This window comes from Actinomadura rugatobispora (assembly GCF_055379765.1).
This window is the reverse complement of the sequence record NZ_AP029191.1, coordinates 1706337-1729055: the sequence shown is the minus strand read 5'-3', so window position 1 is coordinate 1729055 and position 22719 is coordinate 1706337. Positions and strand designations below refer to the sequence as shown.

At 70.9% G+C, this 22719-nt stretch carries 17 protein-coding genes; 12 read left to right on the top strand and 5 right to left on the bottom strand.

The genetic code is table 11. The annotated features are described in order from the left end of the window. The first annotated feature begins 77 nt into the window (after nucleotides 1-77). Nucleotides 78-602, top strand: a complete 525-nt coding sequence (locus tag ACZ466_RS07095; RefSeq protein WP_378283818.1) for a DUF1707 and DUF4870 domain-containing protein — start codon at nucleotides 78-80, stop codon at nucleotides 600-602. 54 nt (nucleotides 603-656) lie between these two features. On the opposite strand, the gene ACZ466_RS07090 is transcribed toward ACZ466_RS07095, so the two are convergent. Next, the gene (locus ACZ466_RS07090) at nucleotides 657-824 is read right to left on the bottom strand and encodes a hypothetical protein (protein WP_378283817.1); all 168 of its coding nucleotides are present in this window, start codon (nucleotides 822-824) and stop codon (nucleotides 657-659) included. A 306-nt stretch (nucleotides 825-1130) separates the two neighbouring features. Next, complete coding sequence (locus tag ACZ466_RS07085) at nucleotides 1131-1670, bottom strand: DUF1707 SHOCT-like domain-containing protein (protein WP_378283816.1); 540 nt, start codon at nucleotides 1668-1670, stop codon at nucleotides 1131-1133. Between the two features lie 348 nt (nucleotides 1671-2018). Here ACZ466_RS07085 and ACZ466_RS07080 point away from each other — a divergent pair, with 348 nt between their 5' ends. The 5 genes from ACZ466_RS07080 (at nucleotide 2019) to ACZ466_RS07060 (ending at nucleotide 9361) form a co-directional block, all read left to right on the top strand. Continuing rightward, on the top strand, nucleotides 2019-3386 hold the full coding sequence (locus ACZ466_RS07080) for an FAD-binding oxidoreductase (protein ID WP_378283815.1): 1368 nt from the start codon (nucleotides 2019-2021) through the stop codon (nucleotides 3384-3386). 100 nt (nucleotides 3387-3486) lie between these two features. Further along, on the top strand, nucleotides 3487-4752 hold the full coding sequence (locus ACZ466_RS07075; RefSeq protein ID WP_378283814.1) for a class I SAM-dependent methyltransferase: 1266 nt from the start codon (nucleotides 3487-3489) through the stop codon (nucleotides 4750-4752). Nucleotides 4753-4878: 126 nt separating this feature from the next. Next, a complete protein-coding gene (locus ACZ466_RS07070; protein ID WP_378283813.1) occupies nucleotides 4879-5775 on the top strand; it encodes an alpha/beta fold hydrolase in 897 nt (298 codons plus the stop codon). A gap of 108 nt (nucleotides 5776-5883) precedes the next feature. Next, nucleotides 5884-7155, top strand: coding sequence for a cytochrome P450 (locus ACZ466_RS07065; RefSeq protein ID WP_378283812.1), 1272 nt, complete (start codon nucleotides 5884-5886; stop codon nucleotides 7153-7155). 160 nt (nucleotides 7156-7315) lie between these two features. After that, a complete protein-coding gene (locus tag ACZ466_RS07060) occupies nucleotides 7316-9361 on the top strand; it encodes a glycosyltransferase (RefSeq protein WP_378283811.1) in 2046 nt (681 codons plus the stop codon). Between the two features lie 49 nt (nucleotides 9362-9410). On the opposite strand, the gene ACZ466_RS07055 is transcribed toward ACZ466_RS07060, so the two are convergent. Together ACZ466_RS07055 and ACZ466_RS07050 are read right to left on the bottom strand one after the other, a co-directional pair. Continuing rightward, nucleotides 9411-10952, bottom strand: a complete 1542-nt coding sequence (locus ACZ466_RS07055; protein ID WP_378283810.1) for a long-chain-fatty-acid--CoA ligase — start codon at nucleotides 10950-10952, stop codon at nucleotides 9411-9413. Nucleotides 10953-11186: 234 nt separating this feature from the next. Continuing rightward, nucleotides 11187-11483 (bottom strand): lytic polysaccharide monooxygenase, encoded by a 297-nt coding sequence (locus ACZ466_RS07050; protein WP_378283809.1) that lies wholly within the window; start codon nucleotides 11481-11483, stop codon nucleotides 11187-11189. A gap of 434 nt (nucleotides 11484-11917) precedes the next feature. Here ACZ466_RS07050 and leuS point away from each other — a divergent pair, with 434 nt between their 5' ends. Then, on the top strand, nucleotides 11918-14416 hold the full coding sequence (gene leuS, locus ACZ466_RS07045; protein ID WP_378283882.1) for a leucine--tRNA ligase: 2499 nt from the start codon (nucleotides 11918-11920) through the stop codon (nucleotides 14414-14416). A gap of 347 nt (nucleotides 14417-14763) precedes the next feature. Here leuS and lexA read toward each other — a convergent pair whose 3' ends face one another. Beyond that, nucleotides 14764-15462, bottom strand: coding sequence for a transcriptional repressor LexA (gene lexA, locus ACZ466_RS07040; protein WP_378283808.1), 699 nt, complete (start codon nucleotides 15460-15462; stop codon nucleotides 14764-14766). Nucleotides 15463-15785: 323 nt separating this feature from the next. Here lexA and ACZ466_RS07035 point away from each other — a divergent pair, with 323 nt between their 5' ends. The 5 genes from ACZ466_RS07035 (at nucleotide 15786) to ACZ466_RS07015 (ending at nucleotide 22554) form a co-directional block, all read left to right on the top strand. Then, complete coding sequence (locus ACZ466_RS07035) at nucleotides 15786-16025, top strand: LysM peptidoglycan-binding domain-containing protein (RefSeq protein ID WP_378283807.1); 240 nt, start codon at nucleotides 15786-15788, stop codon at nucleotides 16023-16025. Between the two features lie 100 nt (nucleotides 16026-16125). After that, entirely contained in the window at nucleotides 16126-17685 is a 1560-nt protein-coding gene (locus ACZ466_RS07030) for an MFS transporter (protein ID WP_378283806.1), read from the top strand. 16 nt (nucleotides 17686-17701) lie between these two features. Next, entirely contained in the window at nucleotides 17702-18784 is a 1083-nt protein-coding gene (locus ACZ466_RS07025; protein ID WP_378283805.1) for a serine hydrolase domain-containing protein, read from the top strand. 324 nt (nucleotides 18785-19108) lie between these two features. Then, nucleotides 19109-19582 (top strand): transcriptional regulator NrdR, encoded by a 474-nt coding sequence (nrdR, locus tag ACZ466_RS07020; protein WP_378283804.1) that lies wholly within the window; start codon nucleotides 19109-19111, stop codon nucleotides 19580-19582. Between the two features lie 140 nt (nucleotides 19583-19722). Then, on the top strand, nucleotides 19723-22554 hold the full coding sequence (locus ACZ466_RS07015; RefSeq protein WP_378283803.1) for a vitamin B12-dependent ribonucleotide reductase: 2832 nt from the start codon (nucleotides 19723-19725) through the stop codon (nucleotides 22552-22554). Nucleotides 22555-22719: the final 165 nt, after the last annotated feature.

Genomic DNA, 22719 nt, shown 5'->3' with positions numbered 1-22719 from the left:
GTCGGGTGTCGGATCTCAGGGGCGTCTCAGGGGCTTCCCGGATGGTGGGCACGCGTGCCCGGAGCGAGGATTGACGTATGAACGGTGGATATGCGGCCGCTGAGCTGCGGGTTTCGGACGCGGAGCGGGAGCCCGTCATCGAGCGGCTCCAGGAGGCGTACGCCGAAGGGCGCTTGGACGAAGCCGAATTCGACATGCGCATGCATCTGGCCATGACGGCCAAGACGCGGGGGGATCTCGCGCCGGTCCTGCAGGACCTCGCCCCCGCCCCGAACCTCGACGCGGCCCTGAAGGGCACCGGCCCTGCGCCCACGGGCGAGGACAGGATGCTCGCGGCCGTCTCCCACGCGCTGGGGGTCCCCACCCTGTTCGTGGGCCCGCTGGTGATGATGCTGCTGAGCGGCAAGCGCTCGGAGTACGTCCGCCGGCACGCGGCGGAGGCCCTCAACTTCCAGCTCACCCTGCTCCTGATCACGATCGTGACGTTCGGGCTCGGCAGCATCGTGTACGCGATCAGCTGGGCCGTGGCCGCGGTCGCCGCCGTGGTGGGTCTCACCGGCCAGCAGTTCCGCTACCCCTGGATCCTTCGCCTGGTGAAGTGACGCCGGCCGGCGACCGCGCGGGTCGCGATTCGTCCCGTGCCGGAAACCCGGTCACTATTCAGCGGTCCGGCGTCTGCGATTTCTCGTCGACGCACAGCAGCGCGGCCCGTTCGGGCGGTACAGCCCGACCGCATCGTCGACCTTGTCCATGGACAGCGGATCGGCGGACTTGAGGTCGAAGTGCCGCCAGATCCGCCCGATGGTCCCGGTGCGTTCGGCCATCGACGCCCGTGACCACCCGCACTACTTGTTCGACCTGGTCCAGCGGGATCGGCGGCGGCCTGCCCGTGCTCGATGAACCGCCTGCGCCACTTGGCCGCCGTTGGCGGCGAGGCTCGCAGCTCGGCGGCCACATGGCTGTTGAACGCGCCGCTGTCGACGGTCGTCGGCCACGCCGAGATCCTGACCGGCGAACGTGAAACGGGGTTCAGTAGCGTCCCTGCGCTCAAGGGACGCTTGGCCTGTGTTCTGGCTGGTCTATGCCGCGCGAGGGAAAGCGGGCTCTTGTGGCGTCGGCCTGGTGCGGGGTCAGCGTCTTGCGTGGCGGATCTTCAGTCGTCCCAGACCCATGGTTCCGGAGATCCGGATCTTCGGGCCGCCGGGGCGGGCGGGGCGCCGGGTCTTGTAGAGGGTGTCCTTCCACACGGTGCGCAGGTCCTCGACGTCGACGGTCGCGTCGCGCGGGACGGTGATCTTGGCCCTGCCGGTGCCGAGCTGCAGCTCGATGTCGACCACCGGGTGCTCGATGACCGCGCGGGACAGGTCCAGGTGCACCTTTCCCAGGGCGGACTCGACCTTGAGGGTCCGAGGCACGCGCCATGCGCCGCGGCGGCGGATCCGTCTGCTGAGGGCGGCGATCGTGGAGGTGGCCGCGTTCTGTTCCGGGAGCGAGTCCAGAGCCGTCTCGAGCGCGCTGTGCGTCTTGGCGGTGAGTATCTGGTGGAGGCGCTCGTCCATCTCCTCGTGCGAGATGTGCCCCTCGGTGTACGCCTCCTGCACGCGCTGCACGGCCGTGTCCCGGTCGTCGTCGTTGATCAGCGGCCGCGGCTCTTTCGGTACGGGGGGCACCGTTTCACTCTAGCGCCGTGAGCGTGCTCCGGTTTGTGGCAGGCAAGGCGTTCGATAAGGGGCCGACCGCTCGTCGGTGGGGTCGTGCACGCGGCGCGCCTCTGTGTCACGGGCCTGCGTTGGCGCGGTTTGGACGCGGGGGTGTCAGGGATTGTTTCGGGGGTGGTGGAAGGTGTGGGCTGGAGGGGTTGCGGGGAGAGTTCAGAGGGCCGCTGGGTGGGAGGAGAGGGGGCGGGGCAGCGGGTGGTTGGCGCGGTTTATTCCCTTACGTACCTGTGATCACCCTCTCGCCCAAATTATGTGGAAGATACATAGGATCATCGCTTTACTTGGGCACGGGAGGGGTGCATGACAGAGCTTCTGATCAAGGGCGATCATCAGCGGGCGGTCGAGGCGCTGCGCAGGTCGTACGAGGCGATCCCGGCGGGGGCGCCGGTGCGGCTGGCCAAGCGGACCTCCAACCTCTTCCGCTGGCGGGACCCCTCGGACGCGCCGGGCCTCGACGTGTCGGGGTTCGACCGGGTGCTCGAGGTGGATCCGGAGGCTCGCACGGCCGACGTGCAGGGCATGACGACCTACGAGGACCTGGTCGACGCGACGCTGCCGCACGGGCTGATGCCGACCGTGGTGCCGCAGCTGAAGACGATCACGCTCGGCGGGGCGGTGACCGGGCTGGGGATCGAGTCGAGCTCGTTCCGGCTGGGGCTGCCGCACGAGGCGGTCCTGGAGATGGACGTGCTCACCGGGGACGGGCGGATCGTCACGGCGACGCGCGACAACGAGCACAGCGACCTCTTCTACGGGTTCCCCAACTCCTACGGGACGCTGGGGTACAGCCTGCGGCTGAAGATCGAGCTGGTCCCGGTGAAGCCGTACGTGCGGGTGCGCCAACTGCGGTTCGACGACGCGGCGGAGCTGTCGCGGGTGATGGCGGAGATCACCGAGGCCGGGTCGTACGACGGCCAGAGCGTGGACTTCATGGACGGCACCGTCTTCGGCGCCGGCGAGCAGTACATCACCCTCGGGACGTTCGCCGACACCGCGCCGTACACCTCGGACTACACGGGCCAGGAGATCTACTACCGGTCCATCCAGACGCGGTCGGTCGACTTCCTGACGGTGCGCGACTACCTCTGGCGGTGGGACACCGACTGGTTCTGGTGCTCGGGGGCCTTCGGCGTCCAGCATCCGGTGGTGCGGCGGCTGTGGCCGGACAAGGCCAAGCGGTCGGACGTCTACCGCAAGCTCGTCGCCTACGACCGGCGCTTCCAAGTCCTGGCCCGGGTCGACCGCTGGAGGGGGCAGCGTCCCAGGGAGGACGTCATCCAGGACATCGAGGTGCCGGTCGGGCGGCTTCCCGAGTTCCTGGAGTTCTTCCACGAGAAGGTGGGGATGAGCCCCATCTGGCTGTGCCCGCTGCGCGCGCGCGAGCGCTGGCCCCTGTATCCGCTGGAGCAGGGGCGCACGTATGTCAACGCGGGTTTCTGGGGGACGGTCCGGCTTCCCCCGGGGCAGATCCCGGAATACCACAACCGGCTTATCGAACGCAGGGTCGCGGCCCTTGACGGGCACAAGTCCCTCTATTCGACTGCTTTTTACAGCCGTGACGAGTTCTGGCGTTACTACGACGGGGAGACCTACCGGCGGCTCAAGGAGTCGTACGACCCCGGGCAGCGACTGCTGGATCTCTACGACAAGTGCGTGCGCGGACGCTGACCGGCCAGGCGCGTCCGCGTATCGGGGGGAGCCCCCGGTGGGGGCTGGGTGGTGACCCGATGGCCCCTGCCACGGGGGCGTGAAGACAGGAGGATGCATCATGACGCTGGCCAGGGTCTTCGAGGAACTCGTCGGGCCTGAGGCGCCAGTGGAGTTCGCGGCGTACGACGGGTCTCGTGCGGGGGTTCCCGGCGCCGGCATCCGGTTCGACGTGCGGTCACCCTACGCGGTGTCGTACCTGGTGCACTCGCCGGGCTCGCTGGGTTTGGCGCGGGCGTACGTCAGCGGATACCTCGACGTCAGCGGGGACATGTACACCGCGCTGTCCACCATGCAGCAGGTGTTCAGCGATGTGACACCGGGCGACAGGCTGAAGGTGCTCGCCGAGGTCATGCGGGACCCGCTGCTGCGGGCCGCCGTGACCAGGCGCCTGGCGCCGCCGCCGCAGGAGGCTCCGTTCAGCAGGGTGCCGTCGTGGTTGAGGCATTCCAAGCGGCGCGACGCGAAGGCCATCTCGCACCACTACGACGTGTCCAACACCTTCTACGAGTGGGTGCTGGGCCCGTCGATGGCGTACACGTGCGCGTGTTACCCGCAGGACGACTCGACGCTGGAAGAGGCGCAGTTCCACAAGCACGACCTCGTGGCCAAGAAGCTGGGCCTGCGGCCGGGCATGCGGCTGCTGGACGTTGGGTGCGGGTGGGGCGGCATGGTGATGCACGCCGCCAAGGAGTACGGGGTGAAGGCGCTGGGCGTCACCCTGTCCAAGCAGCAGGCCGAGTGGGCGCAGAAGGCCATCGCCGACCGGGGCCTCTCGGAGCTGGCCGAGGTGAAGCACCTGGACTACCGGGACGTGGCGGCGACCGATTTCGACGCGGTGAGTTCGATCGGGCTCACCGAGCACATCGGCAAGGCCAATCTCGGTTCCTACTTCTCCTTTCTGCACGGGAAGCTGAAGCCGGGCGGGCGCCTGCTCAACCACACCATCACCCGGCCGGACAACCTGGCTCCGGCGATGAAGCCCGGCGGGTTCATCAACCGGTACGTGTTCCCCGACGGGGAGCTGGAGGGGCCGGGTCACATCCAGTCGCAGATGAACGACGCGGGGTTCGAGATCCGGCACCAGGAGAACCTGCGCGAGCACTACGCCCGCACGCTGGAGGGCTGGTGCCGCAACCTGGACGCGCACTGGGACGAGGCGGTCGCGGAGGTCGGCGAGGGCACGGCCCGGGTGTGGAGCGTGTACATGGCCGGCTGCCAGCTCGGCTTCGAGCAGAACTGGATCCAGCTGCACCAGACGCTCGGCGTCAAGCTGGACTCCGACGGCAACTCCCACATGCCGCTGCGGCCCGACTGGGGCGCGTGAACGTTCGGTGTGCCGTAGGGCCCCGCTCTCCGTTCCGGGGTGCGGGGCCTTTCCGTCGGCGGGGGTCGCTCGCTCGGCGCGTGGGGATAATGGCCCCCTCCGGTGCGAGAAGGGTGGTCTTCGGTCATGGCGGACGTGGTGCGCGGGACGGTCGAGGCGAACGGCCTGGAGTTCGGCTATCTGGCGGCGGGGCCGGAGGACGGGCCGCTGGCGCTGTGCCTGCACGGTTTCCCTGATTCGGCGCACACGTGGCGGCATCTGCTGCCCGAGCTGGCCGGTGCCGGGTACCGCGCGGTGGCGCCGTTCATGCGCGGGTACGCGCCGACGGCGCTTCCGGAGGACGGCGCGTACCAGACCGGGGCGCTGACGGCCGACGCGATCGCGCTGCACGAGGCGTTCGGCGGCGGCCCGGACGCGGTCGTCATCGGGCACGACTGGGGCGCGTTCGCGACCTACGGCGCCGCCGCGCACGCGCCCGGGCGCTGGCGCAAGGTGGTCACGCTCGCCGTCCCGCCGATGAACGCGCTGATGTCGTCCTTCTTCGCCTACGAGCAGCTCAAGCGGTCGTTCTACATGTTCCTGTTCCAGACGCCGATGGCCGAGGCGGCGTTCAACCGGGATTTCGTCGAGGGGCTGTGGCGCGACTGGTCTCCCGGGTACGAAGCCCAAGCGCGCGCGGTCGACGTCGGTCACGTCATGGACTGCCTGGCCGCTCCCGAGAACGTGGGCGCGGCGATCGGTTACTACCGCGCCATGTTCGACCCCTCGCGGCACGTCGAGCGCTTCGCCGCGGAGCAGGACGCCGTGGGGGCCAAGGGGGAACGTCCCGTGCTGTACCTGCACGGCGCCGACGACGGGTGCCTGGGGGCGGACGTGGTGCTTCCCGGCGGGGACGTGTCGGCCGTGCTGGGGCAGCTGCCGGACGGTTCGCGGGTGGAGTCCGTCCCGGGGGCGGGGCATTTCCTGCACGTGGAACGTCCTGGGGACGTGAACGCCCGCATCCTTGACTGGCTCGCCCGCTGAGCGTGGAGTGAGGTGGGTCACTCCAACGGGTGTCGTCCCGCACCGGTTGACTCTGAGAGGGTTAATGTAAACCGAATGGCGTTCTAGCAGGGGAAGCGGTGGTGCACGATGCTCAAGGTCGAGGACATCAACCTCACGGACTGGGAGTTCTGGCGGAGGCCGCTCGAGCACCGGCACGAGGCGTTCAAGGCCCTGCGCTGGGAGCCGAGCCTGGTGCGCTTCGAGGAGCCCGACATCGTCATCGTCCCGCGCGGCCCGGGCTACTACGCGCTGACCCGGCACGCCGACGTGGTGGAGGCGTCCCGGCGCCCGCAGGACTTCTGCTCCGGCCGGGGCGCGATCAACATTCCCGACATGCCGGGCGACATGCACGAGTACTTCGGCTCGATGATCAGCATGGACGACCCCCGGCACGCCAAGATCCGCCGGATCGTCTCCCGTGCCTTCTCGCCCCGGATGATCCAGCGCTTCGAGGACCAGGTGGAGGAGGTCGCCGCCAAGATCGTCGAGGACGTCGCGGCCGGCGGCGGCACCGGTGACTTCGTCGCGGACGTGGCCGCCCGCCTCCCCCTGAAGATCATCTGCGATCTGATGGGCATCGGCGAGGAGCACTACGGCACCGTCCTGGACGCCACCAACGTCATCCTCGCCGGGAACGACCCGGAGTTCATCCCGCACGACGACCCCGAGCAGGCCGCGCTCGCGCTGCTCACCGCCGGCCAGACGCTCAAGGAGCTGGTCGAGGACCTCGGCCGGCGCCGCCGCGCCGAGCCCACCGACGACCTCACCTCCGCGCTGGTCAACGCCGAGGTGGGTTCGGGCGGCGGAATCGAGCAGGGCGGCGAGTCCCTGACCGACCAGGAGCTCGGCTCGTTCTTCATCCTGCTGGTGGTGGCGGGCAACGAGACCACCCGCAACGCCATCGCGCACGCCCTGCACCTGTTCACGACCAACCCCGGCCAGCGGGCGCTGCTGCTGGAGGACTACGAGGGCCGGATGCCGGGGGCCGTGGAGGAGATCGTCCGGTTCGTCTCGCCGGTGATCTGGATGCGGCGCACCGCCACCCGCGACACCACCCTGAACGAGCACGTCATCAAGGAGGGCGACAAGCTCGTCCTGTACTACTGGTCGGCCAACCGGGACGAGACCGTCTTCACCGACCCCGACCGGTTCGACATCACCCGCAAGCCGAACGACCACGTGGGATTCGGCGGGCCAGGCCCACACTTCTGCCTGGGCGCCCACCTGGCCCGCCGCGAGATCACCGTGATGTTCCGGGCGCTGCTGGAGCGCCTTCCGGAGATCCGTTCGGACGGCGAGCCCGACCGGCTGGAGTCCAGCTTCATCAACGGCATCAAGCGGCTCCCGTACACCTTCTGAGGGATACGGCCGGGGGCGCCGGCGCGGGACGTCCTAAGCCGACGAGGAGATGAACAACGCGTGGCGGCCTGACGCGGAACGGCGGAGGGCGTGGTGATCCGGTCTAGCGTGGACGGATTGGAGCCTTTTGCCGCCGACCCTGCCGCCCGGGGGTGCACCTGTGACCGACACCCACTCCGCGTCCGCGCCTCCGTCGGCGTCCGTGTCGGCGCAGCGGGCCCGCGCCGACCGGCTGGCCGCCGACGGCGCGGCGCTGCGGCTGCGGCTGGCCGAGGCGGAGCGGGAGCGCGACGAGCGCGAGCGGCAGATCGTCCATCTGCGCCGCGAGCTGGCCGAGACGGCCCGGCGGCTCGGCGAGGCCGACCGTGCCCGCGCCACCGAGGCGCACCGCGCCGACCAGGCCGAATGGCAGGCCGAGGTGCTGCGGCGGCGGCGCTGGACGCGGCTGGGCGGGGCGCTGGGCCGGTTGGCGCGGCGGCCGCTGTCGCCCGGCTCGTACCGGGGGCTGCGGGCGGCGGCGCGCGTCCGCCCGGCGCCGCAGGCGCCGCCCAAGAACCCGCGACTGCCGAAGCACCCCGAGGTGCGGGCGGTCGACACCGAGCCGTTCGACGGCGTTCCCGCGCTGGAGTTCCCGGACGGCCCGGTCAACCGGCCCGAGCTGACCGCGGCCGTCCTGGCGAACCCGCCCGTCGAGGCGGCGCTGCGGTACGAGTGGCGCCAGCTCGACCGGTTCCCCCCGGACGGCTGGCGTGCGGCCTTCGAGGCCGAGCCGCCCGACCTCCTCTTCGTGGAGTCCGGCGCGGCGGCGAGCACTCCGGACGGGAGTCCGCTGGAGGAGATGGCCGCCTGGTGCCGCGAGCATGACGTCCCGACCGTCTTCTGGGACACCGGCGACGATGACTCGCCCGACCCCGCCGCCACGCTGTTCGACCACGTCTTCACGGTCGACGCCGCACGTGTGCGCGCGCTGCGCGAAGCGCTCGGGCATGACCGCGTCCACGTGCTTCCCTTCGCGGCCCAGCCCCGCCTCCACACTCCTATACGGGGCGCGGACCACGGCAGGTACCCGCTCCTGTACGAAGGGGACTACGACCCTGGAGCGGAGGCGTTGCTCGGCCCCGCGCCCAAGCTCGGAGCCCACTTCTACGGGTCGGACTTCCCCTCGCTCTACAGGCAACGGGTCGTCCCGGCGCTTCCGTACGAGAAGGCACTGACGGCCCGCAAGCGCTACCGCGTCCTACTCGCGCCCCACCCCCGGCTGGCCTATGAGGCGGCGGCCGCGGGCGTCCCCATCGTGCACACGGCGGACGACCCCCTCGCGTTCGGCCCCGCCGTGGGCGACGCACAGGACGCGTCCCGGCTCCTGGGGGCCCTGCTCGCGGGGCCGGAGATGCGCGACCGCCAAGCCCACCTGGCACTCCGCCGGATCCACGCCGAGCACACCTACCGGCATCGGGTCGACAGCGTCCTCGAGGCGCTCGGCACGTCCCACCCGGAGGCGCAGCGCGCGGAGCCGCCGCTCGTCTCACTGGTGCTGCCGACCTGCCGGGCCGAGCAGATCGCCCAGGCCATCGAGCACGTGGCCCGGCAGGTGTGGCGTCCACTGCAACTGGTCCTGGTCCTGCACGGCATAGACCTCGACCCCGTCGTCGTGGAGAAGCAGGCCCGGGCCGCCGGGATCGACGACATCGTGGTGCTGCCCGCCGACCGTTCCCTCTCCCTGGGCGAATGCCTCAACCTCGGCATCGAGGCCGCCGACGGCGCCTACATCGGGAAGATGGACGACGACGAGCTGTACGGCCCGCACTACGTCTCCGACCTCGTACCGGCCTTCTCCTACACCGAGGCGTCGGTCGTCGGGAAGCTCGCGCACTACACGCACCTGGAGTCCATCGACGCCATGGTGCTGCGCCACCCCGGCCTGGAGCACCGCTACGTGAACCTCCTGCGCGGGGGAGCGCTCCTCGCCGACGGCGACCTCCTGCGCGAATACCGCTTCGCCGAGGTCGGCAGGGGCGAGGACACCGATCTGTTCCGGCGGCTGCGCGAGGACGGGGTGCGGGTGTACGCGGCCGACCGCTACTCGTTCATCACGATCCGGCACGCGGACCCCGGCCGGCACACCTGGCAGCCCAGCGACCTGGAACTGCTCGCCGACGCCCGCCTCGCCCACTACGGGCTGACCGAGGAGCACATCCTCTTCTGAGAGCCCCGCCGGCCCGGGCCAGGCCGGGCCGGCGTCGGCCGGGGGACGCTCAGCGCAGCTCGCGCTTGAGGATCTTGCCGGTCGCGGTCATCGGCAGCTCGTCCCGGAACTCCACGATCCGCGGGTACTTGTACGCGGCGAAGTTCTCCCTGCCCCAGGCGATCAGCTCGTCCTCGGTCACCCCGGCGTCCGGCGTGCGGATCACGTACGCCTTGATCTCCTCGCCGTGGCTGTCGTGCGGCACCCCCACCACGGCGGCCAGCGACACCGCGGGGTGGGTCATCAGGACCTCCTCGATCTCCCGCGGGTACACGTTGAACCCACCGCGGATGATCATGTCCTTGGAGCGGTCGATGATGAAGTAGAAGCCGTCCTCGTCCCGGCGGGCGATGTCGCCGGTGCGGAACCAGCCGTCCCGGATCGCCTCCTCGGTGGCCTCCGGGCGGCCGTAGTAGCCCTTCATGACGTTGTGGCCCCGGATCGCGATCTCGCCCGGCCCCTCGCCCTCGACGGTCTTCCACTCCTCGTCGACCAGCTTCATGTCCACGCCCCAGATGGGCGTGCCGATCGAACCGGGCTTGGTGGGCCGGTCCGGCTGGTTGAACGACGCCGTCGGCGAGGTCTCCGACAGCCCGTACCCCTCCAGGATCTTGACCCCGAACTTCGCCTCGAACCCCTTCAGGACCTCCAGCGGCAGCGACGCCCCGCCCGACACGCACGTGTGCAGGCTCGCCGCCACCTCCTCGGTGGGGACGGTGCCCTGGTCCGACAGCAGCGCCCAGTACATCGTGGGCACCCCGGCGAAGATCGTGACCTTCTCCCTGGCCATCAGCGTCAGCGCCTCGCCGGGCTCGAACCGCGCCTGCAGCACCAGCGTGGCCCGCCGCCGGAACCCCACGTTCATCACGCAGGACTGCCCGAAGGCGTGGAACATCGGCAGCGTCACCAGCGACACGTCATGGTCGCGGCGCTCGAACATCGCGTCCGACACGAACGCGTTCATGAGCATGTTGGAGTGCGACAGCTCGGCGCCCTTCGGCTGCCCCGTCGTCCCGCTGGTGTAGAGGATCACCGCGGTGTCGTCCGCGCCCGTGAGCGCCGGGTCGATCGTCGACGGCAGGCCCGCGAGCGAGGGCCAGAACAGGTCCGCGTCCTCGTACGGCGACTCGGTCGCGCCGGGGTCGGTGGTCATGAGGAACAGGTGCTCGCACCCCGCGGCGGCCTGGAATCCCGCGTGCCCCATCTCGCCCAGCGGCAGCTCCGGCGTCCCCTCGAAGACGAACAGCGCCTTCGCGTCCGAGTCCTCCAGGTGGTAGGTGATCTCGCGGGGCTTGAGGAGCACGTTCAGCGGGACGACCGCCGCCCCCGCCTTCAGGATCCCGAAGTAGGCCATCGGGAAGTAGGGGACGTTCGGACACGAGAGCGCGACCTTGTCGCCGGGGCCGATCCCGCGGTCGCGCAGGAGGTTCGCGACCTGGTTCGCGATGGTCTCGATCATCCCGTAGGACAGCCGCATGTCCCCGAACACGATGGCGTCACGGTCGGGCGCCTTGCGCGCGGCGTCCTCAAGAAGCACGGAGAGGTTGAGCATGACACTCCTCGTACGGGGCTGACCACAGGCCGGTTGTTACCGACGAGTGTACGAATGGTTGCCGCTCATCCTGCTGTATGGGCGATGCCGCCCGCTATCCCGTAATACGTCCGTGACGTGCTGTTCTGCGGGAGAAACGCGCACGGAACCCGCGGCGATACTGTGCGTGCGCACAACGGGTTCGGTGCCTGTCCACAACGGAATCCGGCCCGGCCCCGGCCTGGCGGTGCCGGTTCAGCCGAAGTCGACGTCCGCGCAGGAGCAGAAGGCGTTGCCGGTGTCGGCGATGTCCCAGACGGCCAGGATCAGGTGGCGTCCCTGCTTGGCGGGGAGCGTCGCGGGATGCGAGACGGTGGACGGGGGCTGACGGCCGCCGTAGTTCTGGGTGAGGAACGGCTGCGGGTCCAGGGCGGCGCGGGTGAGTGGCTGCGCGGGGTTCCAGCCGTTACGGGTGACGAAGTAGCGGAACGAGGTGGTGGCGCGCGCGGCGACCACGAGCGGAAGCCCGAGCCCGGCGCCCACAGCCAGCACGACCCCCTTCCTCCCAGTCACGCGCCCAGTGACGGGTAGGCGGGTGGTGATGGGCAGGCGGAATTGGGTGGACATGCGCGATCCTCCTTGGCGGGGGGAGCGGGGTCGGGGATCGGCGGCGGCTTCTACTTATAGGAAACCTTCCTGTCAGTTCGAGCGTGGACGATCTCCGTCGCGTCCGTCAAGGCCCAAACCCGGGCCCGCGGGCGGCCCGGCGCGCCAGCGCGGGCTCTTGCCTCTGCGCTAGTCTTGCTGTATGCGGACCCGGCTGCTTCTCAGCCCGCCGCGCTGACCGCCAACCAGGCCGGCGCGGCGACCCCTCGTTCTGCGGGGGGTCCTTTCATGTCAGGGCATCGGCCTTCATGTCAGGGCGCGGGGCCGCATCCCGTACCGACAGGACCAGTGGAGTAGCGACCGTGAGCAGCGACGACACCATCCGCGAAGCGCAGGCGGGAGCGGGAGGCCCGTCCCCCTCGGCCGAGGGCTACGACCCGCGGGCGGTCCAGGACAAGTGGCAGGCCCGCTGGGCGGAGCTGGACCCCTTCCGGGCCGCCGAAGGCGAGGACGGCCGGGAGCGTCGCTACGCGCTCGACATGTTCCCCTACCCCTCCGGTGACCTGCACATGGGTCACGCGGAGGCGTTCGCCATCGGCGACGTGATCGCGCGCTACTGGTTCCAGAAGGGCGACAACGTCCTGCACCCGATCGGCTGGGACTCCTTCGGCCTGCCCGCCGAGAACGCGGCGATCAAGCGCGACTCCCACCCGGCCGAGTGGACCTACGCCAACATCGACACCCAGGCGAGCTCCTTCCAGCGGTACGCGCCCTCCTTCGACTGGTCCCGCCGCCTGCACACCTCCGACCCCGAGTACTACAAGTGGACGCAGTGGCTGTTCCTGCGCTTCTACGAGCGGGGGCTGGCCTACCGCAAGGGCGGCCAGGTCAACTGGTGCCCCAACGACCAGACCGTGCTGGCCAACGAGCAGGTCGTCGGCGGCCACTGCGAGCGCTGCGGCGCCCTGGTCGAGCGCCGGGTGCTGACCCAGTGGTACTTCAAGATCACCGAGTACGCGGACCGGCTGCTGGACGACATGGCGCAGCTGGAGGGCAGGTGGCCCGAGCGGGTGCTGCTGATGCAGCGCAACTGGATCGGCCGCTCCACCGGCGCCGACGTCGACTTCGTGATCGAGGGCCGGGACGAGCCGGTCACCGTCTACACCACCCGCCCCGACACCCTGTACGGCGCCACCTTCATGGTCGTGGCCGCCGACGCCGACCTGGCCGAGGAGATCTGCGACCCCGGGCAGCGCGCCGCGTTCGAGACCTACCGCGAGGAGATCTCCCGGGAGAGCGAGATCGAGCGGCTGTCCACCGAGCGCGACAAGACCGGCGTCTTCCTGGGCCGGTACGCGATCAACCCGGTCAACGGCGAGCGCATCCCGATCTGGGCCGCCGACTACGTGCTCGCCGAGTACGGCCACGGCGCGATCATGGCGGTGCCCGCGCACGACCAGCGCGACCTGGACTTCGCGCTGAAGTTCGGGCTGCCGGTCCGGGTGGTCGTCGACACCGGCGAGGCCGACCCCGCCGAGACGGGCGTGGCCACCGCGGGTGACGGCCGCATCGTCAACTCCGGCCCGATCGACGGCCTGGCCAAGGCCGACGCGATCGCCCGGATCACCGAGATCCTGGCCGGGAAGGGCCTGGGCAAGGCCGCGGTCAACTTCCGGCTGCGCGACTGGCTGGTCTCCCGCCAGCGGTTCTGGGGCTGCCCCATCCCGATCGTGCACTGCGAGGGGTGCGGCGAGGTCCCGGTGCCCGACGACCAGCTGCCGGTCCGGCTGCCCGACGACCTGCGCGGCGCCGACCTGGCCCCCAAGGGCACCTCGCCGCTGGCCGCCGCCGCGTCCTGGGTGAACGTCGAGTGCCCCAAGTGCGGCGGCCCCGCCACGCGCGACACCGACACCATGGACACCTTCGTCGACTCGTCCTGGTACTACTTCCGCTACTGCTCGCCCGGCTACGACCAGGGCCCGTTCGACGTCGAGCAGGTCCGCAAGTGGATGCCGGTCGACCAGTACACCGGCGGCGTCGAGCACGCCATCCTGCACCTGCTGTACAGCCGCTTCTTCACCAAGGTCCTGTACGACATGGGCATGGTGGACTTCACCGAGCCGTTCACCCGGCTGCTGAACCAGGGCCAGGTCATCCTCAACGCCAAGGCGATGTCCAAGTCGCTGGGCAACATGGTCGACCTGGGCGAGCAGATCGACCGGTTCGGCGTCGACGTCGTCCGCCTGGCCATGCTGTTCTCCGGCCCGCCCGAGGACGACATCGACTGGGCCGACGTGTCGCCGCACGGCATGTCCAAGTTCCTGACCCGGGTGCACCGCATCGCCACCGAGGTCACCGGCCCGGTCGGCGCCGACCCCGGCACCGGCTCGGAGGACCTGCGCCGCGTCACCCACCGCACCATCGACGAGGCCACCGCGCTGGTCGAGGTCCGCCGGTTCAACGTGGCCATCTCGCGGATCATGGAGCTGGTCAACGCCACCCGCAAGGCCATCGACTCCGGCCCGGGCGCGGGCGACCCGGCCGTCCGGGAGGCCGCCGAGACCATCGCGATCCTGCTGTCGCTGTTCGCCCCCTACACGGCGGACGAGGCGTGGGAGCTGCTGGGCCGCACCGCCCCGGTGGCCCTGGCCGGCTGGCCGTCGGCCGACCCGGCGCTGCTGGTCCAGGAGTCGGTGACCTGCGTCGTCCAGGTCGCCGGCAAGGTCCGCGACCGGCTGGAGGTCGCGCCCGGCATCACCGAGGGCGAGCTGGAGAGCCTGGCGCTGTCCTCCGACAAGATCAAGGAGGCGCTGGCCGGACGGGACATCCGCAAGGTCATCGTCCGCGCCCCCAAGATCGTCAACATCGTCCCCGCCTGACACCGACCGGCCCATGGCACGCCCGGCGTGCCATGGGCCACCGGAAGGCTCCGGCGGTCGCCCCACAGCGCCGGACCGGTGGCGCAGCCGATCACGGTGCGGCCGGGCGGCAGCCGAGTCTGGGTGCCGCCCGGGTCATCGCCGTACGACCCCGGAGGCGCTGCCCATGCGGGGGCGCCTACGAGCGCCGGGGCGAAGCCTCTGGGGTGACGACCACCGCTGGACGCGGTCGCACGTACGGATCTCGCGGTCCGGCGTGGTGAGGAGACCGCTGCTCGACGAGCGGGCCGGAAACGCGGACGGCGGCCCGGGTCAGCGGGCCGCCGTGCGGGTGGGGAGCGTCCGGGTCACATCTTGCGGAGGACGGCCACGACGCGGCCCAGGACGGAGGCCTCGTCGCCGGGGATGGGCTCGTAGGCCGGGTTCTGCGGCATGAGCCAGATGTGGCCGTCGCGGCGCTTGAAGGTCTTGACGGTCGCCTCGCCGTCGATCATCGCGGCCACGATGTCGCCCTGCTCGGCCACCGGCTGCTGGCGGACCACGACCCAGTCGCCGTCGGCGATCGCGGCGTCGATCATCGAGTCACCGGTCACCTTGAGCAGGAAGTGGGTGCCCTCGCCGACCAGCTGCTTGGGGAGGGTGAAGACGTCCTCCACCGCCTCCTCGGCCAGGATCGGCCCACCGGCGGCGATCCGGCCGACCAGCGGCACGTACGCGGGGGCGGGGCGGGAGGAGGAGGTGTCCGCGGCGGCGGCCTCGTAGGCCTCGTCCTCGGTGCGGACCGGGGTGGTGCCCGGCACCCGGACCTCGACCGCGCGCGGGCGGTTGGGGTCGCGGCGCAGATAGCCCTTGCGCTGCAGGGCGCGGAGCTGGTGCGACACGCTCGAGGTGCTGGTCAGGCCGACCGCCTCGCCGATCTCCCGCATGGACGGCGGGTAGCCGCGGCGCTGGACGGAGTCGCGGATCACCTCGAGCACCATGCGCTGCCGCTGGGTGAGCCCGCTCTCGTCCATCGGGCCGTCGGGCAGCTCCCGGACCTTGCTCATCGCTCGTCGCCTCCCCGGCGCTGGGATCCGTCACTCCTTGTCATGGCACGTTATCGCGTCCGGACCCGATGATCAAACAATTGTTCGAAGAATGTACTCGCGTTTCGTCGTTCCGGTGCGGTACAACATCGTACAGACGTTCGATCGAATATGCATTCGACCGGCCGGATTCGCGGCCGACTCCGGGGAGGGCCGAGATGGCGGGTTCGCCCTCCGGGCGAGATGCCCGGAACGCCCTTGAAATGAATGCTCAGGAACCACCGATCCGGCTCACGCGGCGGGGTCGCGCCGTCCTGGTCGGATTCGTCGCGACCGTGTTGCTCGTGGCGTTCTGGCTGACGGCGGGCCCCGGCGCGCAGGCGGGCGGACGCGGCGGCGAGGCGCCGCCGGGCGCTCCTCCCGAGACCGTGGTCGTCGGGCCCGGCGAGACGCTCTGGGACATCGCCGTCCGCGACGACCCCGAGGGCGATCCCCGGATCACCGTGCGCCGCATCGCCGATCTCAACGGCCTGCCCGACTCCATCGTCCAGCCCGGTCAGCAGCTCCGCATGCCCGCCCGGTAGCCGCCGCGAGAAAGATCGGCGGCCGCGTGTAGAGAACGCGGCGGCGGCTCCGACCTCCCCGTGGAAGGCGCCCGGCGGGGGCGCCGCGGAGGAGGGTCTCATGGATGCGGTCGCAAGGGCCGGGCGGCGCGAGTGGGCCGGGCTGGCCGTGCTCGCCCTGGCCGCGCTGCTGGTGTCGATCGACGTGTTCGTCCTGCTGCTGGCGCTGCCGCATCTGAGCGCCGATCTCGGGGCGAGCGCCGTCCAGCAGTTGTGGATCATGGACGTGTACGGGTTCCTGCTGTCCGGGTTCCTGATCACGATGGGCGGGCTGGGCGACCGGATCGGGCGGCGCAGGCTGCTGCTGGCGGGCGCGGCCGCGTTCGGCGCGGCGTCGGTGGTGGCCGCGTACGCGACCGGCCCGGGGACGCTGATCGCGGCGCGGGCGCTGCTGGGCGTCGCCGGGGCCACGATCGCGCCCTCGACGCTGTCGCTGATCGGCACGATGTTCCGCGATCCGCGGCAGCGGGCGCTGGCGATCGGCGTGTGGATGGGCTGCTTCATGGGCGGCGCGGCGCTGGGGCCGATCGTCGGCGGGGCGCTGCTGGAGCACTACTGGTGGGGGTCGGCGTTCCTGCTCGGGGTGCCGGCGATGGCGCTGCTGCTGGTCCTGGGGCCGGTGCTGCTGCCGGAGTACCGCCGTCCCGGCGCGGGACGCGTCGACCTGGCCAGCGTGCTGCTGTCGCTGGCGGCGATCCTGCCGGTCGTGTACGGGCTCAAGGAACTTGCCCGGGGCGGCTGGCAGCCGGTCCCGGTGGCGGCGGCGCTGGCGGGCGCCGGGGTGGGCGCGGTGTTCGTCCGGCGGCAGCGGCGGCTCGACGATCCGCTGATCGACCTGGGGCTCTTCCGGGACCGCGCGTTCGGCACGGCGCTGGCGGGGATGATGGCGACGACCCTGCTGATGGGGTCGATCATGATGTTCCTCACCCAGCACCTCCAGCTCGTGCAGGGGTTGTCGCCGTTCCGCGCGGCGCTGTGGATGCTGCCCGCGCTGGCGGCCAACATGCTGGGCTTCCAGATCTCGCCGCTGCTGGCCCGCCGGTTCCGGCCCGGCCGGCTCATCGCCGCGGGCCTGGTGGTGTCGGCGTGCGGGCTGCTGGTGCTGACCCAGGTCGGGGCGGGGTACGGTCCGGTGACGCTGGTCACGGGCTGGTCGATGATCGGGCTCGGCGCCGGGCCGCTGGTCACGCTGGCCACCGACCTGGTGGTCGGGTCCGCGCCGCCGGAGAAGGCCGGGTCGGCGGCCGCGCTGAACGAGACCAGCGGCGAGTTCGGCTTCGCGCTGGGCATCGCGCTGCTGGGCAGCCTGGGCACGGCGCTCTACCGGGCCGGGGTGGAGGTGCCGGCGGGCGCCGGCGGGGCGCGTGAGGGCCTGTCCGGCGCGGTGGCGGCCGCGGCGGGCCTGCCCGCGCCCGTCGGCGAGGCGCTCCTCGACTCGGCGCGCACGGCGTTCACGGACGGGCTGCACGTGGTGGCGCTGGCGAGTGCCGTGCTGGTGGCGGGCATGGCCGTGCTGATCGCCGTCATGCTGCGCCACGTGCCGCCGATCGGCGCGCCGGCCGCGGCGACCAGTGAGGCCGCGGAGGAGCCCCGGCCCGAGACCGCCGCGGTGCGGCACTGAACTGAGAGGGATGGTCATGATGCAGAAGCGCATTCAGGAAGCCGTCGACCGGCTGGTCGAGACCGGGGCGGAGACCGGTGTGCAGGTGTCGGTGTACCGGCACGGCGAGCCGGTGGCCGAGGCGGTGGCCGGCGTCGCGGATTCGGAGACCGGGCGGCCGGTCACCCCCGGCACCCCGTTCTACAGCGCGTCCACGGGGAAGGGCGTGACCGCGACGGTGGCGCACGTGCTGGCGGAACGCGGGCTGTTCGGGTACGACACGCCGATCGTCGAGCTGTGGCCGGAGTTCGGGGCGCACGGCAAGGAGAGGGCGACCGTGCGGCACGCGCTCACGCACACGGTGGGCGTCCCGGGGCTCCCGGACGGCACCACGACCGAGGACCTGTGCGACTGGGACGGCATGTGCGCGCTGATCGCCGGGAGTGAGCCGTGGTGGGAGCCGGGTACCAAGACCGCCTACCACGCCCACACGTTCGGCTACATCGTGGGCGAGATCGTCCGCCGGGCCACCGGGAAGCCGATCTCGCAGGTGCTCCGGGAGGAGGTGGCCGGGCCGCTGGACGTGGCGGACGAGCTGTTCTTCGGCGTGCCGGAGGCCGACCTGGGACGGCTCGCCCGGATGGAGACGCCGCCGGAGGTCGCGGAGGCGGCCAGGGGCATGGCCGGGATGTTCGCCGCGCTCATGCCGCCGGAGATCGTCCCGGACGCCGCGTACGCCAACCGCCCGGACGTGCTGCGGGCCGACATCCCCGCCGGCGGCGTGCTGACCGCGCGGGCGGTCGCGCGCATGTACGCGGCGCTGCTCGGGGAGGTCGGCGGCGTGCGGCTGGTGTCGCCGGAGCGCTTCCGCGAGCTGTCGGGGGCCGCGTTCGAGGGGACCGACGCGGTGATGGGGTCCCCGGCGGTGTGGGCGCTGGGCTATTCGCTGGCGCCGCTCGGTCCGGACCGTCCAGAAGTGTTCGGGATGCCGGGCATGGGCGGCAGCGCCGCGTACGCGGACCCGGTGTCCGGGACGGCGTTCGCGATCACCAAGAACCGTTTCAACCCCCTGGAGGCGAGCGCCGTCGAGGAGATCGCGGCCATCGTCGCCGCGCACTGAGCGCCGCCGCGCGAGGGCCCCGGAGGCCCCTGCGCGCGGGGGTTCGCGGGGCCGTCCGCCGCGCCCGTTCCGGTCGTCCGGCCGGAACGGGCGCGAGTGGTTTGTGGGGGTTTGGGGGCTGCTGTGGCCGACACGCCGGAGGGGGCCCGTGAGCCTCGATGTGACCAGGGTCTTACGAGCGGGCCCTGCGATCCAGGTTGCGCAGCCCTCCGGATCCTCGTACGGTTGACCACAACATCTAGTAGTTACACGGATGTCATTAACCATAAGTTGTGTTCTTGTGGTGACTGGTTTTCCGGGTGCCGAGGGGAAGGAAGGGAACGCGTGCACTGCCCGTTCTGCCGGAACCCCGACACCAAAGTGATCGACAGCCGCGCCACCGACGACGGATCCGCCATTAGGCGCCGCCGTTCGTGCCAGGAATGCGGCAAGCGATTCACCACACAGGAGAACGTGCTCCTGATGGTGGCCAAGCGCAGCGGGGTCACCGAGCCGTTCTCCCGGGAAAAGATCATCGCCGGGGTGCGCAGGGCCTGCCAGGGCCGCCCGGTGGACGAGGATGCGCTGGCCAAGCTGGGGCAGCGGGTGGAGGAGTCGATCCGGGGCACCGGCGCCGCGGAGATCCCCTCGCACGAGGTCGGCCTGGCCATTCTCGGACCGCTCGGCGAACTCGACGAGGTCGCCTACCTGCGGTTCGCGTCGGTCTACCGGAGCTTCGAGTCGCTCGACGACTTCGCCCGGGAGATCGAGTCGCTGCGCACGAGAGGTTCCTCGGGGGAGCCCGCCCCGCCCCGGTGAGGGCGGTTCGAGCAGCACGTCAAGCAGCAGGTCGAGCAGCACATTCAGCACAGAGGAAGAGCCCGCGGCCGGGATTTTCGGGCCGCCGGGCGGGGTTGTCCTGAACAGGGCCCGGGGCGAGGGCCCGAGAGGGGGAAGGCATGACGGAGACGGTGAGCGGCTCGGCATCCCGGCGCGGCAAGGGGGGCCGCAAAGGGCTGAAGATCGAGCGCATCTTCACCACGCCCGGCGTGCATCCGTACGACGAACTGCGCTGGGAGCGTCGTGACGTCGTCATGACGAACTGGCGCGACGGCTCGGTGAACTTCGAGCAGCGCGGTGTCGAATTCCCCGACTTCTGGTCGGTGAACGCCGTCAACATCGTGGCGTCCAAGTACTTTCGCGGCGCGGTCGGAACGCCGCAGCGGGAATGGAGCCTCAAGCAACTGGTCGACCGCGTCGTGAAGATGTACGTCGACACCGGCCTGGCGCAGGGCTATTTCGCCTCCGAGCAGGACGCCGAGGTCTTCGACCACGAGCTGAAGCACGCGCTGGTCCACCAGATGTTCAGCTTCAACTCGCCGGTCTGGTTCAACGTGGGCACCAGGTCCCCGCAGCAGGTCAGCGCCTGTTTCATCCTCTCCGTGGACGACACGATGGAGTCGATCCTGGAGTGGTACAAGGAAGAGGGCGTGATCTTCAAGGGCGGTTCGGGCGCGGGGCTGAACCTGTCGCGGATCCGCTCCAGCAAGGAGCTGCTGTCCTCGGGCGGCACCGCCAGCGGGCCGGTGTCGTTCATGCGCGGCGCCGACGCCTCCGCCGGGACGATCAAGTCCGGCGGCGCCACCCGGCGGGCCGCGAAGATGGTCGTCCTGGACGTGGACCACCCCGACGTGGCCGAGTTCATCGAGACCAAGTCCCGCGAGGAGAACAAGATCCGCGCCCTCCGCGACGCGGGCTTCGACATGGACCTGGGCGGCCGGGACATCGCCAGCGTCCAGTACCAGAACGCCAACAACTCGGTCCGGGTGTCGGACGAGTTCATGCGCGCGGTGGAGTCCGACGGCGAGTTCGGGCTGCGCGCCCGGCTGTCCGGCGAGATCGTCGAGAAGATCCGGGCCAAGGAGCTGTTCCGGCTGATGGCCAAGGCGGCGTGGGAGTGCGCCGACCCCGGCATCCAGTACGACGACACGATCAACGACTGGCACACCAACCCCGAGTCGGGCCGCATCACCGCGAGCAACCCGTGCTCGGAGTACATGTCGCTGGACAACTCCTCCTGCAACCTGGCCAGCATCAACCTGCTGAAGTTCCTGCGCGAGGACGGCGCCTTCGACGTCCAGAAGTTCGTGAAGCTGACCGAGCTGATCATCACCGCGATGGACGTCTCGATCACCTTCGCCGACTTCCCGACCGAGAAGATCGCGGAGACCACCCGCGACTACCGGCAGCTGGGCATCGGGTACGCCAACCTGGGCGCGCTGCTGATGGCCACCGGGCACGCCTACGACTCCCAGGGCGGCCGCTCGCTGGCCGCCGCGATCACGTCCCTGATGACCGGCGTGGCCTACCGCCGCTCCGCGGAGCTGGCCGGGGTGGTCGGCACCTACGACGGCTACGCCCGCAACGCCGAGGCGCACAAGCGGGTCATGCGCAAGCACGCCGCCGCCAACGACGCGATCCGCACGCTCGACGAGACGGACAAGGCCGTCCACGCCGCCGCGACCAAGCAGTGGCAGGAGTGCCTCAAGACCGGCGACCGGCACGGCTACCGCAACGCGCAGGCGTCGCTGCTGGCCCCGACCGGCACCATCGGCCTGATGATGGACTGCGACACCACCGGCATCGAGCCCGACCTGGCGCTGATGAAGTTCAAGAAGCTGGTCGGCGGCGGGTCGATGCAGATCGTCAACCTCACGGTGCCGCGGGCCCTGACGAAGCTGGGCTACCAGCAGGAGCAGATCGAGGCGATCGTCGAGTACATCGGCGAGCACGGCCACGTCGTCGACGCGCCCGGGCTGCGTCCCGAGCACTACGAGGTGTTCGACTGCGCGATGGGCGAGCGGGCGATCAGCCCGATGGGGCACGTGCGGATGATGGCGGCGACCCAGCCGTTCCTGTCCGGCGCGATCTCCAAGACCGTCAACATGCCCGAGCAGGCCACCATCGAGGACATCGAGAAGGTCTACTTCGAGGGCTGGCGGCTCGGCCTCAAGGCGCTGGCGATCTACCGCGACAACTGCAAGGTCGGCCAGCCGCTCTCGGTCGCCAAGAAGGCCAAGGAGCCCAAGGCGGAGGAGGCCCCGGCCGAGGCCGCGGCGCCGCGCCCGGTCCGCAAGCGGCTGCCCAAGCAGCGCCCGGCGACCGTCACCCGCTTCTCCGTCGCGGGCGCCGAGGGCTACATGACCGCCTCGTCCTACCCCGACGACGGCGTCGGCGAGGTGTTCCTCAAGCTCGGCAAGCAGGGCTCCACGCTGGCCGGCGTGATGGACGCCTTCTCCATGGCGATCTCCATCAGCCTCCAGTACGGCGTGCCGCTGGAGACCTGGGTGGAGAAGTTCACCAACATGCGGTTCGAGCCGGCCGGGATGACCGACGACCCGGACATCCGGATGGCGACCTCGGTGATGGACTACATCTTCCGCCGCCTGGCCCTGGACCACCTGCCGTACGAGGACCGCGCGGCGCTGGGCATCCTGTCGGCCAAGGAGCGGGCGATGCAGGTCAACGGCGAGGACCCGGCCAGCCTGCAGCACGACGACCAGCTCGACCGGGAGAGCCTGGCCCAGACGGCGGAGATCACCCGTCCGGCCGCGGCGGCCCCGGCGGCGAACGCCCCGGCCGCGCAGGCCCACTCGTCGATGGAGGTCATCGAGAGCCGCCAGGGCCGTACCGCCGACGCGCCCCTGTGCCTGACCTGCGGCACCAAGATGCGCCCGGCGGGCAGCTGCTACGTCTGCGAGGGCTGCGGCTCCACCAGCGGCTGCAGCTGATGTAACGAGCACCGACACCCGTGGCCGCCCGCCGTCTCTGGACGGCGGGCGGCCACGCGCGTTTCCAGGGGCCCACCGCCGGGCGAAGCGGGCCGTTGGTGGACGTTCCCGAATGCTTCCGGGGGCCCGGTGACACCGGTTGAATGGAACGCAGCCGATATGGGG